15 protein-coding genes and 1 riboswitch are annotated in these 17,279 nt (G+C 60.7%); of the genes, 6 read left to right on the top strand and 9 right to left on the bottom strand.

The genetic code is table 11. From position 1 onward, the window contains the following. Window positions 1-13 precede the first annotated feature (13 nt). The gene (locus tag ACWHTU_RS04510; RefSeq protein WP_447862002.1) at window positions 14-1,288 is read right to left on the bottom strand and encodes an efflux RND transporter periplasmic adaptor subunit; all 1,275 of its coding nucleotides are present in this window, start codon (window positions 1,286-1,288) and stop codon (window positions 14-16) included. 244 nt (window positions 1,289-1,532) lie between these two features. Further along, window positions 1,533-2,267 (bottom strand): helix-hairpin-helix domain-containing protein, encoded by a 735-nt coding sequence (locus ACWHTU_RS04505; protein WP_447862001.1) that lies wholly within the window; start codon window positions 2,265-2,267, stop codon window positions 1,533-1,535. A gap of 320 nt (window positions 2,268-2,587) precedes the next feature. Between ACWHTU_RS04505 and ACWHTU_RS04500 the strand changes: the two genes are divergently transcribed. Beyond that, window positions 2,588-3,454: an undecaprenyl-diphosphate phosphatase gene (locus tag ACWHTU_RS04500; RefSeq protein ID WP_447861999.1), complete on the top strand. Its 867-nt coding sequence runs from the start codon at window positions 2,588-2,590 to the stop codon at window positions 3,452-3,454. Between the two features lie 103 nt (window positions 3,455-3,557). Here the strand turns inward: ACWHTU_RS04500 and lspA are convergent, their stop codons facing one another. The 3 genes from lspA to nadA form a co-directional block, all read right to left on the bottom strand. Continuing rightward, window positions 3,558-4,073 carry a signal peptidase II gene (lspA, locus tag ACWHTU_RS04495; protein ID WP_447861997.1) on the bottom strand — a complete coding sequence of 172 codons (516 nt, stop codon included), beginning with the start codon at window positions 4,071-4,073 and terminating at the stop codon, window positions 3,558-3,560. Then, the gene (gene ileS / locus ACWHTU_RS04490; protein WP_447861995.1) at window positions 4,070-6,892 is read right to left on the bottom strand and encodes an isoleucine--tRNA ligase; all 2,823 of its coding nucleotides are present in this window, start codon (window positions 6,890-6,892) and stop codon (window positions 4,070-4,072) included. Before ileS ends, lspA begins: the two co-directional genes overlap by 4 nt. A 71-nt stretch (window positions 6,893-6,963) precedes the next feature. Then, window positions 6,964-8,067: a quinolinate synthase NadA gene (gene nadA / locus ACWHTU_RS04485; RefSeq protein ID WP_447861994.1), complete on the bottom strand. Its 1,104-nt coding sequence runs from the start codon at window positions 8,065-8,067 to the stop codon at window positions 6,964-6,966. Between the two features lie 194 nt (window positions 8,068-8,261). After that, a riboswitch (TPP riboswitch) is annotated at window positions 8,262-8,363 on the top strand. Between the two features lie 277 nt (window positions 8,364-8,640). Here nadA and thiC point away from each other — a divergent pair. The 5 genes from thiC to ygfZ all read left to right on the top strand — a co-directional run bounded on the left by thiC (window position 8,641) and on the right by ygfZ (window position 13,624). Continuing rightward, window positions 8,641-10,464, top strand: a complete 1,824-nt coding sequence (gene thiC, locus ACWHTU_RS04480; protein ID WP_447863307.1) for a phosphomethylpyrimidine synthase ThiC — start codon at window positions 8,641-8,643, stop codon at window positions 10,462-10,464. A gap of 77 nt (window positions 10,465-10,541) precedes the next feature. Beyond that, on the top strand, window positions 10,542-11,342 hold the full coding sequence (locus ACWHTU_RS04475; RefSeq protein ID WP_447861993.1) for a sulfide-dependent adenosine diphosphate thiazole synthase: 801 nt from the start codon (window positions 10,542-10,544) through the stop codon (window positions 11,340-11,342). A gap of 111 nt (window positions 11,343-11,453) precedes the next feature. After that, complete coding sequence (locus tag ACWHTU_RS04470) at window positions 11,454-11,969, top strand: tetratricopeptide repeat protein (RefSeq protein ID WP_447861991.1); 516 nt, start codon at window positions 11,454-11,456, stop codon at window positions 11,967-11,969. Window positions 11,970-12,039: 70 nt separating this feature from the next. After that, complete coding sequence (locus ACWHTU_RS04465; RefSeq protein ID WP_447861989.1) at window positions 12,040-12,471, top strand: response regulator; 432 nt, start codon at window positions 12,040-12,042, stop codon at window positions 12,469-12,471. A 64-nt stretch (window positions 12,472-12,535) separates the two neighbouring features. Continuing rightward, on the top strand, window positions 12,536-13,624 hold the full coding sequence (ygfZ, locus tag ACWHTU_RS04460; RefSeq protein ID WP_447861987.1) for a CAF17-like 4Fe-4S cluster assembly/insertion protein YgfZ: 1,089 nt from the start codon (window positions 12,536-12,538) through the stop codon (window positions 13,622-13,624). Between the two features lie 8 nt (window positions 13,625-13,632). On the opposite strand, the gene ACWHTU_RS04455 is transcribed toward ygfZ, so the two are convergent. The 4 genes from ACWHTU_RS04455 to ACWHTU_RS04440 form a co-directional block, all read right to left on the bottom strand. After that, the gene (locus ACWHTU_RS04455; RefSeq protein WP_447861985.1) at window positions 13,633-14,295 is read right to left on the bottom strand and encodes a hypothetical protein; all 663 of its coding nucleotides are present in this window, start codon (window positions 14,293-14,295) and stop codon (window positions 13,633-13,635) included. A 314-nt stretch (window positions 14,296-14,609) separates the two neighbouring features. After that, complete coding sequence (locus ACWHTU_RS04450) at window positions 14,610-14,972, bottom strand: hypothetical protein (protein WP_447861984.1); 363 nt, start codon at window positions 14,970-14,972, stop codon at window positions 14,610-14,612. A gap of 207 nt (window positions 14,973-15,179) precedes the next feature. After that, complete coding sequence (locus tag ACWHTU_RS04445) at window positions 15,180-15,662, bottom strand: hypothetical protein (protein ID WP_447861983.1); 483 nt, start codon at window positions 15,660-15,662, stop codon at window positions 15,180-15,182. Between the two features lie 107 nt (window positions 15,663-15,769). Further along, the gene (locus ACWHTU_RS04440) at window positions 15,770-17,260 is read right to left on the bottom strand and encodes an alkaline phosphatase D family protein (RefSeq protein ID WP_447861981.1); all 1,491 of its coding nucleotides are present in this window, start codon (window positions 17,258-17,260) and stop codon (window positions 15,770-15,772) included. Window positions 17,261-17,279: the final 19 nt, after the last annotated feature.

Below are 17,279 nucleotides of genomic sequence, written 5' to 3'. Positions count from 1 at the left end.
CACGTCCAACAGATCACATGCCTCGATCGCGCCCGCGCCGTTGACCCGCGCCGAATCCGGGCGGCAGTTGATGCGAGGCCCGTTCGCTGCGCGGCAACTCGAGGCCGACGACGACTTGATCGCCTTCGCTGAGCCCACCCGAGATCACTTCCGTGGCCATCCCGTCGGAAATGCCGGTTTGGACGGTGACCGGCTCCGGTTCGCCTGAACTTCCCAACCGCCATACCGTCCTCACCGGTCCGTTCTCGACGCGAAGCGGCGGCTGGCTCTGTCCAACCCCGCCGCCGTCTCTTGCCGCCCGGGCTTCCGATGACCGCCCGGCACCCTGTTCGGTCTTGGGCGGCGTAAAGCGCAGGGCCGCATTCGGCACCTTCAAGACCTGGTCTCTTTTGGCCACCACGATCGTGACATTGGCGGTCATGCCCGGCTTCAGCCGAAGATCTTGATTGTCCACTCCCACCACGACGTTGTACGTGACGACGTTCTGCACGTTGATGGGCGCCAGGCGCACCTGTTTGATCACACCCTGGAATTGTTCACCGGGATAGGCGTCCACGGTGAACGTCGCCTCCTTCCCCTCGGTGATCCCGCCGATGTCCGATTCGCTGACGTTGGTGTCGACCTGCATCTGGGTCAAATCCAAGGCGATCAGGAAGAGGTTGGGCGTGGCGAAGCTGGCGGCGACGGTCTGGCCCACCTCGACGTTTCGGGCGACGACGATGCCGTTCACCGGAGACCGAATGACGGTGTATTTGAGATCCAGTTCCGCCGCGTTGAGCGCAGCCTCTGCCTGTTTGACCTGCGCTTCGGCGAGTTTCAACTGCGCCGCGGCGCTCTCATAGTTCGTCCGCGCCAGGTCGACGTCGTTTTGCGACACAAACTGTTGAGCGATCAGCGAATTCACCCGATCCAGCTCGCGCTTGCGCTGGGCCACATCCGCGCGAGCGCGGGCCACGTTCGCTTTGGCCATTTCCAAGTTGCTGGCGGCCTGATCACGACGGGCCTTGAACGGCGCCGGATCGATGATGGCGACGACGTCGCCGGCTTTGACTCGGGAATTGAAGTCGGCGTGCAGGCTCTTGATCATGCCGGAGACCTGCGTCCCGACCTGTACCAACACGACCGGATTGATGGTGCCTGTGGCGGTGACGACCGAGACGACAGAGCCGCGTTCCACCGGCACGGTCCGGTACCGAACCGGCGGCCGGCGTTCGCCGTTAAAAAAGACGTACCCCCCGATGGCCAACGCAACCACGAGGGCCCCGACGCTCCAGACGATTTTCTTCATTTTCCGGCCGATGTTGCTCCACGCCTGGCGACTGCTCAGGCATTGTACCAGGAGGACCCGGGGGAATCACCCATCGACAGAGTGGTCCCCACAGTCGGAGCGCGAGGTGTGCCCCAAGCCGTTCTCTTAAACCTTCTCTTAAACCTTTGGCTCGCCCGCTAGTGACTTTTCAGAGCGAGTCCAAACAAAAACGGCCGTTCGCCTCTCGGCGAACAGCCGTTCTGTTCTCTCCCTTTGGGATACCCTACGGCGTCACCGTGATGCGGTCCTTGATCATGTCGAAGGTTTCTTTGGGCAACACGTTCTTGGCCACCAGCTCACCCTTGATCCGGTACGGCCGATTGCTGACGATGCGGTCGGCCATCTCTTTTGTCAAGCCGAGGAACAGGACCATGTCGCCGGCCGATGCGGTATTGATGTTCATCGGCGCCACACTCGGCTGAGAAGGCGCGGGCGGCGCCGAGGGAGTCGATGCACCACCCGGCGCGGCTGCACCCGGAACCGGCGTTGAGCCCGGAGCCGGGACTATCGGCGTTGACGACAGCGTGGGCGGCGCGGTCCGTTGACGTTCTTTGAGCTCTTTTTGGTATCGGGCGACCAGCGACTTCAATGTTTCATTGTGCCGCTTTACATCGTCATATTCCTGGCGAAGGCTGCGGTTCTGCGCCGCGAGCTGTTTCTGCTTGTCCTCCAACTCCTTGAGCCGTGCCGCAATGTCGCTGCGTTCCTTGTCGCGCGCGTGTTCGATGCGTTGCAATTCATCCCGGGCCGCCTGCGCTTCATTGCTGAATTTGACGTTCAGCTCCTTGAGAGTTTTGACTTGCTGTTCAAGGGCATTTTTTTGCGTTCGCGTCTTCTCGAGCTCCGTCTTCGCAGCGTCGGCCTCGGCCAAAGCGGCCTTATACTTGCTGTTGCTCACGCAACCCGCCGCAGTCACAGCGCTGAGCAGAGCTACCCCCATCGTCAGATACTTCTTCATGCCCATCCTCCTCTCAGACATCTCATTTGCGCCACCCGTGCCTTCCTGCCTCCGAACCACGCACATGAACACGCAAAACTCCGAGACATGACGCTGCAGGGGATAAGACCCGGTGAGATCACGGTGCCAACTGTGTGTAGTCCATCGGGCTTATTTTGTCAACATATTTGCTGGCTTGCCGGTCATTCGCGCAAACACGCACGACACGTGCTATCGTTCCGTTTGAAATCCACGCGTGGCTTGACTGACTGCCGGCTCTCTGTGATCATGCGCCGGAGCTATCCTCCCGCGTCGAGACATTCCAACTCTGGCAGGCGTCTATGAACCAATGGGGTCCTGAACTGGCCGTTATCCTAGGGTTGGTGGAAGGCTTGACTGAATTTCTGCCGGTCTCCTCAACCGGCCATCTCATCCTGATCGGCCATGCCCTCAGCTTCACCGGCGCGATCGCGGCAAGCGTGGAAGTGTCGATTCAGTTGGGATCGATCCTAGCGGTGGTCGCCTATGAACGCCGCAAGATCATTCAGCTTCTCTCTCAGGCTGGAAAAGAACAAGCGATTCTGTGGGAGATGCTTAAGGCGCGCGGCGGTTGGTCGACCCTCCAGCGCTCGGCCGAAGCGCACCGCCATCTGTGGTTCCTGATCGGCCTGACCGTCGCCTTCTTCCCCGCCGCGCTGGTCGGGTTTCTGACGCACCGTTGGATTGAATCCTTTCTCTTTACCCCGAAGACCGTCGCGACCTCGCTCATCGTCGGCGGTTTCGTCATCCTCGCCGTCGAGGCTCGCCGCTCGCCGGCGCGGGTCACCCAGCTCGAGCATGTCGGCGTGCGGTCTGCCTTCTGGGTCGGTGTCGCACAATGCGTTTCGCTGATCCCCGGCATGTCTCGATCCGGATCGACGATCGTCGGCGGGTTGCTCGCGGGCTTGGACCGGAAGGTGGCAACCGAATATTCCTTTTTTCTCGCACTGCCGACGATGATCGCGGCGACGGCGTACAAGATAGTCGCGTCCCAGTCTCTATTTTCGAACCAGGACTACCTCGCCCTGGGGCTTGGCCTGGTTGTGTCGTTCGCCGTCGCCTGGGCCGTCATCGCCGCGTTCCTGACTTTCGTCCAGCGCCATACCTTGCGTGTCTTCGCCTACTACCGCCTGGCGCTCGGCGCGGTGGTCCTCATGGTATTTCACTGAAGGGCAACGGACATCCCGAACGCGCCTTTTTGATCCCCCTGCCCAGGAAGGATAGAGGCAATGATCGATTGACGGCGGAGGTTTGACGCGTGACAAGCGTGGATCAGGACTGGTCTTGTTGCAAGGCTGGTTCTTGCCGCTTCTTCTCCAATGCAAAGTGCAGGATCAGGAAGGCGACACCGACGCTGATGGCGGCGTCGGCGACGTTGAAGGCGGGCCAATGGTACACGTCGTAGTAGAAATCCAGGAAATCGATTACTTCACCATAGCGCAGCCGATCCAGGAGATTGCCGACCGCGCCCCCGAGAATCCCCGCGATGCTCAATTGCCCCATCCAATCGCGTTCGGGAAGGCGGAACAGAATAGCCCCCAGCAGGACCAATGCCAAGACGGAGGTGAGCCCAAAGAACACGAAACGGAACGCACTGCTGCTCCCTGCCAACAAGCCAAAGGCGGCTCCCGGGTTTCTGATGTATGTCAGGCTGAAAAGGTTGGGGATAATCGGAATCGACTCATGCAGCCGCATGGTCTGCATGATATACATTTTCGTCACCTGATCCAGACCGACGACTCCCGCGCTGACCAGGCCCAAGATCAGATAGCGGGTCCTGCCGTTCACCGAATCGCCTCAACGCAGCGGTCGCAGAGGGTCGGGTGGTCCGGGAACGTGCCGACTGCTGGCCGATAATTCCAGCAGCGTTCGCACTTCTCACCTTCCGCCTTTGCCACCGTCACGACAACATCCGATTTCTGAGGCGGGTGATGCATCTCCTTGACCTCAACCTGCGACACGATGAAGAGAGTCGGCAAGTCCTGTTCATATTCTTTCAGGAGGCGATAGGCTTCCGGATTCGCCTCTAAGATGACCCGAGCTTCGAGGGATGCGCCGATCATCTTCTCACGCCGTTTCAGCTCGAGTTCGGCTTGTACGCGAGACCTGACCTCCAGCAACCGTTCCCACCGCTGAGCCAGGGCCTCCTCTTTCCATTTGGGATCGGCTTCCGGAAACGAGGTGAGATGCACGCTGTCGACGCCCGCTTCCCGTCGCGCCGCGTCCGGCAGCATCCGCCAGATCTCCTCCGCCGTGAAGCTGAGGATCGGCGCCATAAGTTTGGTCAGCGCCACAAGCACGTCGAACAGCACCGTTTGCGACCCTCGGCGCAGCGGGGAATCTTTTCGGAACGTGTACAGCCGGTCTTTCAAGATGTCGAGGTAGACGGCGCTCAGGTCCACCGCGCAGAAGTTGTTCAGCGCGTGGAAAATCGTATGAAACTCGAAGTCCTCATAGGCGCGCGTGATCCGGGGGATCAGTTCGCCGAGCCTCCCGAGCGCCCACCGATCCAACTCGGGCAACCGCTCGCAGGGGACCCGATGTTGCACCGGGTCGAAATCGTAGAGGTTGCTCAACAGGAACCGGCAGGTGTTGCGGATTTTCCGATAGGCCTCGATCAGGTGGTTGAGAATCTCCTGCGAGATGCGAAGATCCTCCCGGTAGTCCTGAGCCGCTACCCAGAGCCTGAGAATTTCCGCGCCGGATTGCTTGATCACGTCTTGCGGCGCGACGACGTTGCCGGCGGACTTGGACATTTTCTTCCCGGCCCCATCGACCACGAATCCGTGAGTCAGCACGGACTTATAGGGCGCGCGGCGGTCCGTGACGACCCCGGCCAACAACGCGCTGTGGAACCACCCCCGGTGCTGATCGGACCCTTCGAGGTACAGATCGGCCGGCCACCATTTACGCGGCTTGAGCACCGCCGCATAGCTCACGCCCGATTCGAACCACACGTCAAGGATGTCCCGTTCCTTTTCAAACACCTGTCCCCCGCACGCTGGGCACGCCGTCCCCGCCGGCAGCAACTCCGCGGCCGACTTTTGGAACCACACATCGGCCCCGGAGGTCTCGACCAGTTCCGCCACGCGGTCGATCGCCTTGGGATCAGTCAACACGCGGCGGCAGCCTGAACACGTAAAGCCCGGAATCGGTACGCCCCAGACACGCTGCCGCGACAAGCACCAGTCCGGCCTGTTCTCGACCATGCCGCGGATCCGGTCGCGCCCCCACGGCGGAATCCACCGCACCCGCTCGATCTCGCCCAGCGCTTCCCGCCGCAGGTCGTTGGTCTCCATTGAAAGAAACCATTGCTCCGTCGCCCGGAAGATCACCGGGTTCTTGCATCGCCAACAGTGGGGATAGGCGTGCGTCAGCGAGCCATAACCTAAGAGCCGCCCGTTGGCTTTCAGGCGTTCCACGATCGCCGGGTTGGCCTTGAACACGTGTTGGCCGGCGAATTCTTTGACCACTTCGGTAAAGCGGCCGGCGTCGTCCACCGGCGCCAGGATCTCCAGCCGCTCACCCGGCGAGGCGTGTGCGTTATGAGCCAACACCAACGCATAGTCCTCCTGGCCGTGTCCCGGCGCGATGTGCACGCACCCGGTGCCTTGGTCAAGCGTGACGAAATCACCGAGCAGAATCGGCGAGAGGCCGTGCGTCAGAGGACGTTGCGTCTCCAGCCCTTCGAACCCTTCGCTGCCCCGCCTGACTCCGAGTACCGTGTACTCCTGCAACTCGCAGGCTTTGGCCACCCCCTCGAGCAGTTTCTGCGCGATGATGAGGACTTCGCGTCCGACCTTGACGAACGCATACTCGATGTCCGGATGGAGGCAGATCGCCTGATTGGCGGGCAACGTCCAGGGCGTGGTCGTCCAAATCACGACCGAAACGGATTCGATGTCCGGCGGAAATGCAATGTGCAGCGGCGAGGCACTCGCCAAGATTTTGGGCGAAGTCACCACGGGAAACTTCACGTAGATGGACGGCGAGGTGTGATCTTCATACTCCACTTCGGCCTCCGCCAGCGCGGTTTGATCGACCGTGCACCACAGGACCGGCTTCAACCCCTTATACACCCCGCCCCGCTCAACGAACTTGCCGAACTCCCGCAGAATCGTCGCCTCGTAGGCCGGGTCCATCGTGAGATAAGGCCGCTCCCAATCGCCCAGCACGCCCAGCCGCTTGAACTCATCCCGCTGGATCTTGAAATACTTTTCGGCGTAATCCCGGCAAAGCTTGCGGATGGCCGACGTGTCCAGGTCTTTCTTCTTGTCGCCCAATTCCTTGAGCACCTGATGCTCGATCGGGAGGCCGTGGCAATCCCACCCCGGCACGTAGGGGACGTGGTAGCCGGCCATAGTTTTGGACTTGATGATGATGTCCTTCAGAATTTTGTTCAGGGCGTGGCCGATATGGATGCGGCCGTTGGCATAGGGCGGCCCGTCGTGCAGGATGTACAGCGGACGTCCCTTCCCCCTTTCTTGAATCCGCTCGTAGAGACGTTCCTGCTCCCACAAGGCCAATAATTCCGGCTCCCGTTGAGGCAAGTTGGCTTTCATCGGGAAATCGGTTTTGGGAAGGTTGAGCGTCGCCTTGTAGTCCATAAGACAGCAAACAGTAAGCAGCAAATAGCAGCAAACGACGGGGCTTGCTACCTGCTATTCGCTACTCGCTACTAGCTAATTTCCATCATCCGGTCCAGCGCCACCTTCGCCCAGGCTTTTTCATCTTCCGGCACGACGATGCGATTCACGACATGCCCTTCGGCCAGGTTTTCCATCGCCCAGCAGAGGTGGGGAGCATCGATACGGAACATGGTGGCGCACTGGCAGACGGTCGAAGAGAGGAACAACACCCGCTTGTCCGCCTGCTCCCGCTTGAGGCGATTGACCAGGTTCAATTCCGTGCCGACGGCCCAGGTCGTGCCGGGCGGAGCGGAGCGGACCGTGCGGATGATGAACTCCGTCGAGCCGACAAGATCGGCCTTGTTGACGACATCCTCGTGGCATTCGGGATGGACAATGACGATGCCGTCCGGGTACTGCCTGCGAAAATAGTCCACGTGGGCAGGTCGGAACATCTGGTGCACGCTGCAATGGCCCTTCCATAGAATCAGCGTCGCCCGATGAATCGCATCGCGCGTATTCCCCCCGTTCGGCAGATAAGGATCCCACACGATCATCCGCTCGCGCGGCACCCCCATCGCGTTGGCGGTGTTGCGCCCCAGATGCTCATCGGGGAAGAACAGAATCTTTTCACGCCGCGCCCAGGCCCATTCCATCACCGCGCGCGCGTTCGAGGAAGTGCAGGTAATGCCGCCGTGCTCGCCGCAAAACGCTTTGAGCACCGCGGCGGAGTTGACATACACCACCGGCAGCACGGTGTTTTCGACCGGCAGGAGCCGGCCCAACGACTCCCAACACTGATCCACTTGTTCGATCGCCGCCATATCCGCCATCGAGCAGCCCGCCGCCAGATCGGGCAAAATCACGGTCTGGTTCGACCGGCTCAGAATATCGGCCGTTTCGGCCATGAAATGGACGCCGCAAAAGACCACATACGGCCGATCGGCGCGTTCAGCCGCCTGTTTGGCGAGCAGCAGCGAGTCGCCGCGAACATCCGCGTGTTCGATGACCTCGTCCCGCTGATAGTTATGCCCCAGCACCATCACCTGATCGCCCAGGGCGCGTTTCGCCGCCGCCGTGCGCGCGAACAGCTCTTCGGCGGACAACGTTTGATACTCCGCGATGGGTCTGGGGAGCGACGCAACAGATTTCACTGATACCTCCGGCTGTTCCGCACCGGTCCTCGCGGACATGGGGACGGACACGCCGGCATTCTACGACAGCGCCACCCGACAATCAACGCGAAGGGGCTGCGAAAAAGCCCTATGGCGGCCGATAGAGCAGGAGCCCCAGGCAGAGGGGCCAAATGCCGGTTGACTCTGATCGCAGACGCGGGTACGATCCGAAGCACCATAGCTAGGGGAGCCACTCGGCTGAGAGTCCGCCTGCCGGACGACCCTCAGAACCTGACCTGGATAATACCAGCGTAGGGAAGCGGAGAGAGCGTGAACGTTCGGCGACTCAGCCGCACCTTTGCATGGTGCGGCTTTTTAGTTTGAACACGGACAGGCTGTAAAGCGGCCGGTTCTTAGTCCTCAGCATTGGCGCTGAAGGCTGATGGCTGAAACCTGAAAGCCAAGCGATCCAAGACGGAGAAAGGAATCTCAATAATGAGCAAGTCTCAGACCGAAAACGCGACAACAGGCGGCAATGGTCATCACGCCGACGAATCGCTGCCGACGACGGCGCCGTTCCCCGCGTCGCGGAAAATCTATGTCGAGGGTACGATGCCCGGCGTTCGTGTGCCGATGCGGGAAATCACCCTGACGCCGACCAGACCGGCGAACGGCGGCGCGCCGGTGCCGAACCCGCCCATAACCGTCTATGACACATCGGGGCCTTACACCGATCCCGCCGCCAGCGTGGACATCCGAAAAGGGCTGGCCCCCATCCGCCTGCCGTGGATTTTGTCGCGAAACGACGTGGAGGAACTCCCGGCCGTGACGTCGCTGTACGGTCGCCAGCGGGCCGCGGATCCCAGGCTCAAGGAGATTCGGTTCCAGCATGCCAGAAAGCCCCTGCGTGCAAAGCCCGGCCGGAACGTCACCCAGATGCACTACGCCCGGAAAGGCATCATTACGCCCGAGATGGAATTTATTGCCATCCGGGAGAACCAATCCCGTGAACTGGCGCGCGAAGCCTTGGCGGCCCGTCGCGGGCCCGGCGACGGACCGTCGGACGGTGACGCCCGGCTCCGGGTTCAGCATCCCGGCCAGCCGTGGGGCGCCTCGATTCCCGACAAGATCACGCCGGAGTTCGTGCGGGACGAAGTGGCCAGAGGCCGTGCCATCATCCCGGCCAACATCAACCACCCGGAGAGCGAGCCGATGATCATCGGCCGAAACTTCCTGGTGAAAATCAACGCCAATATCGGCAACTCTGCCGTTGCTTCGTCAATCGAGGAAGAAGTGGAGAAAATGATTTGGGCGATCCGCTGGGGGGCCGACACAGTGATGGACTTGTCCACTGGCAAGAACATCCATGAAACCCGCGAATGGATCATCCGCAATTCGCCGGTCCCCATTGGGACCGTGCCGATCTACCAGGCGCTGGAGAAAGTCGGCGGCAAGGCAGAGGACCTGACGTGGGAGATCTATCGCGACACGCTGATCGAGCAGGCCGAGCAGGGCGTCGATTACTTTACAATCCACGCCGGCGTGCGGCTCAGGTACATTCCGTTGACCGCCAAGCGTTTGACCGGCATCGTCTCGCGCGGCGGCTCGATCCACGCCAAGTGGTGTTTGGCGCATCATGAGGAAAACTTCGCCTATACCCACTTCGAAGAGATTTGCGAGATCATGAAGGCCTACGACGTCTCGTTCAGCCTGGGCGACGGGCTGCGGCCGGGTTCGATTGCGGACGCGAACGACGAGGCCCAGTTCGCCGAGCTGGAGACGTTGGGCGAGTTGACCAAGATCGCTTGGAAACATGATGTGCAGGTTATGATCGAGGGCCCGGGCCATGTGCCCATGCACCTGATTCAGGTCAACATGGAGAAGCAGTTGAAGGCTTGTCATGAAGCGCCGTTTTACACGTTGGGCCCGCTGACGACGGACATCGCGCCAGGCTATGACCACATCACCTCTGGCATCGGCGCGGCCATGATCGGGTGGTACGGCTGCGCGATGCTCTGCTACGTCACTCCGAAGGAGCACTTGGGGCTTCCCACCAAGGAGGACGTGAAGGCCGGCGTCATCGCGTACAAGATCGCCGCGCACGCCGCTGATCTGGCCAAGGGCCATCCCGGCGCCCAGGCGCGGGACAATGCCCTCTCGAAGGCGCGGTTCGAGTTCCGGTGGGAGGATCAGTTCAACCTGTCGCTGGACCCCGAGACCGCCCGCGCCTATCACGATGCGACCTTGCCGGACCACGCCGCCAAGGTGGCGCACTTTTGCAGCATGTGCGGACCGCATTTCTGCTCGATGAAAATCACCCAGGACGTGCGGGAGTACGCTGCTCGGAAACAGCTCGACGAGCAGCGGGCGCTGGAAGTCGGCATGAAAGAGAAAGCGGAGGAATTCAGAAAGTCGGGAGCGGAAATCTATCTGTGAGCGAAGAACGAACAGCCGATAGTTGGCAGCCCGGAGCTATTCGTGACTCGCTGTTCGCTGTAAGCCAAGGAGTTTGTATGAACAAGCCCAAACCGGCGCCGCTCAGAGAGCGGGATATCACCAGGCAGATCGCGCGGGAATACTACAAGGAGTTCGATCAGCTCATTGAGAGCGACGTCATCATCGTCGGCGCCGGCCCCTCGGGCTTGATCTGCGCCCATGATCTGGCCGCGATGGGCTTCCGCACATTGGTCGTGGAACAGGCCCTCGCCTTGGGAGGCGGCTTCTGGTCCGGCGGCTATTTGATGAACAAGGCGACAATCTGCGCGCCGGCGAACGACATTCTGGAAGAGATCGGCGCGCCCTGCAAGCAGGTCAAGGACTGCGACGGCATGTACATCGTGGATCCGCCGCACGCGACCGCCGCCTTGATCGCCGCCGCTTACAAGGCGGGCGCCAGGATCATGAACCTAACACGGGTGGTGGACTTGATTCTCCGACAGGACGGCTTACTGGAGGGGGTCGTGGTCAACAATACGACCGCCGAGATGGCGGGTCACGACGTGATTCACGTGGACCCGATCGCTTTGGAAAGCAAGGTAGTGGTGGACGCCACAGGCCACGATGCCGTGGTGGTGAATCTGCTCCACAAGCGGAATCTCTTCCAGCCGGTGCCGGGCAACGGCGCCATGTGGGTCTCCCGCTCCGAGGAAGAAGTCATAAACCGGACGGGCGAAGCCTATCCGAACTGTTTCGTGGTAGGATTAGCCGTAGCCGCCGTGTACGGCACCCCGCGTATGGGCCCGGCCTTCGGTTCCATGTTGCTGTCCGGCCGGTACGGAGCGGAACTGATCAAGAAGAAGCTGAAACAGGAGTAGGGAGTTGATGGCGTATGGCTTGTGGCGCATAGCAGGGACACGCCCCATCATTATTCCCCGGTTCGTGGCCATACGCCATCGGTCATAAGCCACACGCTGCTCCCAGTTGCGATGGACCTTCAAGATTTCCTCCTCCAAGGCGAGGGCAGCGAAGAAGACAAGAAGGAAGCCTGGAATCTGTTTTTGCGGGCGTACGAGCACCAGATGAAAGGCGACCTGGAGGAAGCGGTTCGCTTGTACAAGAAATCCATCGAAACCCATCCGACCGCCGAGGCCTATACCTTCCTGGGGTGGACCTATAGTTTCATGGGCAGACTCGACGAAGCGATCGAGGAATGCCACAAGGCTATCGCCCAAGATCCGGATTTCGGCAATCCGTACAACGATATCGGCGCCTATCTGATCGAGAAGGGGCAATTCGACGAGGCCATTCCTTGGTTCGAGAAAGCCATGCAAGCCAAGCGGTACGAAAGCCCTGCCTTTCCTCACCTGAACCTTGGACGCGTGTATGAACGCAAGGGGCGCTGGACCGACGCCATCGAGTGTTACAAGCGGGCGCTGACGCTCAATCCCAACTATGCGCTGGCAAAACGCGCATTGGGCCGGCTTATCGGCATGATGAACTGAGTTGGTTGATTTCGTTTCTTTCGTTTGAGGTTTGAGGTTGTGACTGGCAAGCGCATTCCGTCATATCCACATGAATCAGACAAATCACACCAACCAAACAAACCAGACAAACGCGATAAACCAGAAAACTGTCCTCGTTGCCGTCAACGACGTGTTTTTCTACACGAAGATCCGCGATGCGCTTCTGCCCCGGGGCTATAAACTGGAGCGAGTCCGGACACCGGACGAGGTACCGCCGAAGCTGTCCGCATCGCACCCTGTAGCCATGATCATCAACATGAACGACCCGTCGCTGGACGCCTTTGCGACGCTAGAGACGGTCAGACGCAGCGTCGGCGCACAGTCCATGCCTATCTTGGCCTTCGCCAACCATGAAGAAGTGGGGACCTGGAAACGGGCCACAGCGCTAGGCGTTACCAAGATCGTGTCTCGAAATGAGCTCTCAGCGCGCACGCGGGACCTGATCGAGGAAGTGATTCGCCACCAGGCGGGCAGCGAATAACGGGCATCGCCGATCGCCGGCATCCGGCTGTTCACCATTCGCAACGAGCGGTCGGCTTGACAGGATGATGAAACATTCCCCCCTCCACGACCAGCACGCAAAACTGGGCGCCGTTTTTGAAGAGGTCGCCGGTTGGACCATGCCCGCGCACTACGGCGATGTGCGGGCCGAGCATAGGGCCGTGCGCCAGGCGGTCGGCCTCGCGGACCTGTCGCATCGAGGCAAAGTCCGCGTCACCGGCGAGGATCGAATCAAGTGGCTACAGAGCGTGATCAGCAACGACATCCTGTCGCTTTCAGTCGGCCAGGGCACCTATTCCAGCTTGCTGACCCACAAGGGCAAGATGCTCACGTACTTCCGGGTCTACCTGCTGGCCGACTCAGTCATGCTGGAAGACGTCGGCGAGATCGGCGAGAGCACGTTGCAGGCCCTGCGCAAGTTTCTCCTGTTCGGCACAAAGGCCAAGCTGGAGAATTGCGCGGAGGGTTGGGGGCTCCTGCTGATCAGCGGGCCAAAGGCGCCGGAGGTACTGAAGGCCGCCTTCGAGATCGAGGTCGGCCATCTCCGGCCGCTGTATGTTCTGACCCACCAGATCGGTAGCCTGCCGGCTTTGTTCATCCGCACTGAAGAGACCGGCGAGACCGACATCGAGATCATGCTCTCCGCAGACGGCACGCGCACTGCATGGGAAGCGCTCATGCAGGCCGGCGCGCCGTTCGGCATCAGGCCGTTCGGCGGCCAGGCGAGGGAAGCGTTGCGCCTGGAAGCGGGATTGCCGAAGGCCGGTCCAGACCTCAACGAGGACATCGTACCCCCGGAAGCGAATCTGGAAGGCAAAGCGTTCAGTCTCAGCAAAGGGTGCTATCCCGGTCAAGAAGTGGTCGCCCGGATGGATACCTATGGCAGCGTCCGTCGACGCCTCGTCGGGCTGGTGTTGAAAGACCCCGTCGTCCCTCCGAAAGGTGCCAAACTCTTTAGCGGCGATCGGGAAGTCGGCTGGATCAGCAGCGCCGCCTATTCACCGCAACTCGATCGCGTCATCGCGTTCGGCTTTCCGCTCCGCGATTTCACCAAACCGGACACTGCGCTCACAGTCGACATCGACGGCCGGCGCTACGACGCCACAGTCCGCCCGCTCCCGTTTTATGCCTGACCTGCGGGTTAGAACGAAACGATCTGTTCATCCGGAAGCCGCCGCTCACGGAGACGTGTCCGAGTCAGCGCGGCATCGAGCAGCGAGTCGGCCAGCCCTTCCATCGCCGAGGCCAAATTAAGCCGTAATTGCACTTCCTTCTTCTTCCGATCCTCTTCCGGAACCTCCTTCAGCCGCCCGCGCATATAGAGCGCGACTTCGGTTTCGTGCCAGACCATCGCGCCGGTGACAGGATCGATCGCCGACGCTTCCACGCGGACTGGACGAAAGGCCACGCCGAACAGGTAGCCTCCGCCGAACCAGACTGGTGTGCTGGTCAAGAGCTCAAAGCCGACATTCCCCAGAATCGCGGCCGGATTCCAGGCCGTGGCCAACCCGAGCGCGACCGATTCCCAGGTCATGTCGGCGAGCATGCCGCCGGCGAGCCATTGCCAGCGGACCTTGCCGTAGTCCTGCACGACCCCGATGACGAGCAGGTCGGCTCCCAGCCGCATGCCCAGATGATTTAGCTGTTCCAGGGATAATGCCTCCGCGGTCGTGACCCCGAGTTCGCCCACTACCCGATCCGTTTCTTCCAATGAGATTAGCGCATAGACGTCCTTGCCAGTCAGCCTGGCATACATAAGGTAACGCGCGTCGTCCCTGATCTGTCTGACCGCCTGTGCAACCAACCGAGACTCCTCCTCTGGATTGAGATCACCATTCACACTTTGAATGGACGACAAGTGTGTTATTTCAACGCCTAGCGCGAACGGCAACATAGCGATCTTGGCCCGGTCAGCCTGCGGTGGATTAGACCTGACCGCTGACTTAGCCCACCCGCACCCAGCCGGGTTGAGGGACAGAATCACAGTGACGGCGCATAAGGCCGTGCAAATCTTCCTGCTGTTGTGCATTTTGGAGAACTCCCTTCACAGGTGAAAGAGACTGTGAGCAGACGTGAGCTCATCTACTCTCGAAGAGACCGGCTCACCGGCTCACAGACTCACAGGCGAAGGGGGGAAAGACAGAAGGCGGAAAAGCGGGATTTGAAGCATCCGCCGACCTGCGCAACGGAATGGGAGAACATATTGAACGCAGAAAGACCCGTCAAGTCATCTTCAGCGTCCACCCATTGCTGACTCATGCCGGCGGTCTTCGCGTAAGGCGACTCGCTGCCGAAGCTTGGCACCGTCGCGTTCTCCGCGGGGTCTTGGAGATCGTCCGGCGGAAACGGCAATTCGGCTGTCTCGGCTTCGGGGACCTCAAAGACAAGGTCCTCAACCACGTCGGCCGAGGCGGTCACAGCAAGGAGAAGCGCCAGCCAGGAGAGGGCTCGCAAGAAACTGTTTCGATGAAATCGTCTCATCGCTGACCGAACTCGATCTTTTTCAATATCATCCTGACGCTCATCCCTTTATTGGGTGCCTTGCTCTTTCGCCTTCGTGGAAGTCATCGTGGAGCTGCGGTGCGATAGTCCACGTAAAGTCGCCCGAACCTGGCTTCCAACTCAAGATGCGCACGCGGCTCCGGTCGCCGCGCCCGGCCTTCGCTTCGGAAGGCTCACCGCCTGCGCTCACCGTTCCGGATTGCGGGCGTCAGCAACCGCGCGAGCAAATTCCCAGACGCTCTTGCGCTCGTTATCGTCCAGCGCGAGCAGGAGGTGGGTTTCTTCGGCATGCATGAGCCGGAGGCTCAGGAATGGCTCTTCCCGGCGTTTCTCCCGGTTTTCCCAGACCGCATCGATAACCTGCACTTTGTCCAATTGCGCCACCGAGACCACGTCGTAACGGAAATATTGATCGCCGATCACGATATCGTACAGGACATTGCCGACGGTGAGCAGCACCAGGTTGAATCGGCCCTGATCCTCATACCCCTCGGGCAGAAACTTGTTGATATGGCACAGGGCGACCTTGCGATCCCCCAAGGCCGTCCGAAACTTGAGCTTCAAGGCATCATAATCGATCTGAAGCGCTCGTTCGTCCGGACCGGTCGCGGCAATCGCCGCCTCCTTCGCTTTCTCATAAACTTCATCCGCCGTCATCAGACCTGCCATCGTTCTCTCTCCTTCTCCTCGATCATTTCGCCTCAGCGTTGATTCGTCGATGCAGCCGCCTCGCGACTCGGTACCCTACCCGGCCCACCACCGGGAAAGCAAGAGGGTTACCGAGCTCGGAGCGTGTGTGTCGCCCGGAGCGCGCCCTTGTCATCGAGAATCCGGACCTCAAGTGTGGTCCTTTTCACCGACACCAGTCCGAAGTTCGAATACCCGCTGTCGCTGAACAGGGTCATGGGTTTAAAGACGGGGTTGGGAGGGGTAGGGCGACCGTAGGCCGCGGAGAGCGGCCCGCAGATGAATTCATGAAAGTCCGCCACCCCATCTCCATCCGGATCGTACGCATTTGCTTGAACATAATGGACATCAGCCGCCAGCCAGACGACGTTCCTGATACGGCGCGACAGGATCGCCTCCACAAGTTGTTCCAGTTCGGTCTGAAAGCCAGTCCCATCCGGACCGCGCGCCCAGCTATCGTTGCCCGGCGTCAACAGGTTGCCTGCCTTGGGATTGGACAACGGTACGCTGGTCGCGATCACCTTCCAGGTCGCCGTGGAGTTTGCCAATCCATCCAGCAGCCATGCCCGCTGGGCCCTACCCAGCATGGTCTTGCCCGGCCCATCCGGCTCCGCGTTACGACTGCGGTACTGCCGCGTATCCAAGATGAAGAGTTCCAGGTCGGCCCCGAAGCGGACCCGCCGATACAGGCGCGCGGGATCGTCGGGCGGCGTCCGGATCGGCCAGTACTCCAGCAACGCCTGCCGGCCGATCGGCATCCGTGGATCATACGGGCCGGCGAAATTGTTGCCGACTTCATGGTCGTCCCAGATCGTGAACACCGGAACGACGGCTAAGAATCGCCGGAGCGCCGGTGCGCCGCGCTGATAGCGATGCTTCGCGCGATACTCATCCAACGTCGCCGCCGTAAAATCGCCCCCCGGAGCATTCGGCGGCGAGGGGCAGGTGTCGTCGCTATACATGAGATCGCCTAACAGGATTGCGAAATCGGGCTGTTGCCGACGCATCACGTCAAAAATCGGATAGCCGGCCCCATCATCGCGACAGCGTTGCTGGCCTCCGAGATCGCCGCTCCACAGAAACGTCACCGGCGCATGCGCGCCCGGCGGAGGCGCCGTCACGAACTCGCCCGTGGCGGCGACCTTCGCCGCCGGTATCGAATCAACTTCGGGGGGCTGCTGCTCCACCAACACCTGATATCGGTACCTCATGCCGGGCTTGAGCCCCTCGATCGGGACCTTGAGGGTGTAGTCGTGCTCGGGTGCGGTCTCAAGCAGGAGGGTTCTGGCCAGATACGGTGCGCGTTCTCGATCGGCTTCCGCTCTCGTCCACTCTTCCACCGGCGCCCACTCGATCTGGATTTTCCGGGGGCCGTCCGTGCGAAGCCACACGACCGCTGAACGGTCGGTCACATCGCCGGTCGCGATCCCGGACGATAGCCCATCGGGAAACGAGACGGATGTCTCTGCAAAAGGGCTGTCCGGCGGGAGGCCGGGTTTAGAAGAAGGTGAACAACCCGTGAGAGAAAGGGTTAGTCCGAGAGAGACAAGACCGAGTGAAATGGTAAGCCACAAACGCATCGAACACTCACACTTACTT

It is taken from the genome of Nitrospira calida, assembly GCF_976986435.1.
This window is presented reverse-complemented; position numbering and strand designations above follow the sequence as displayed.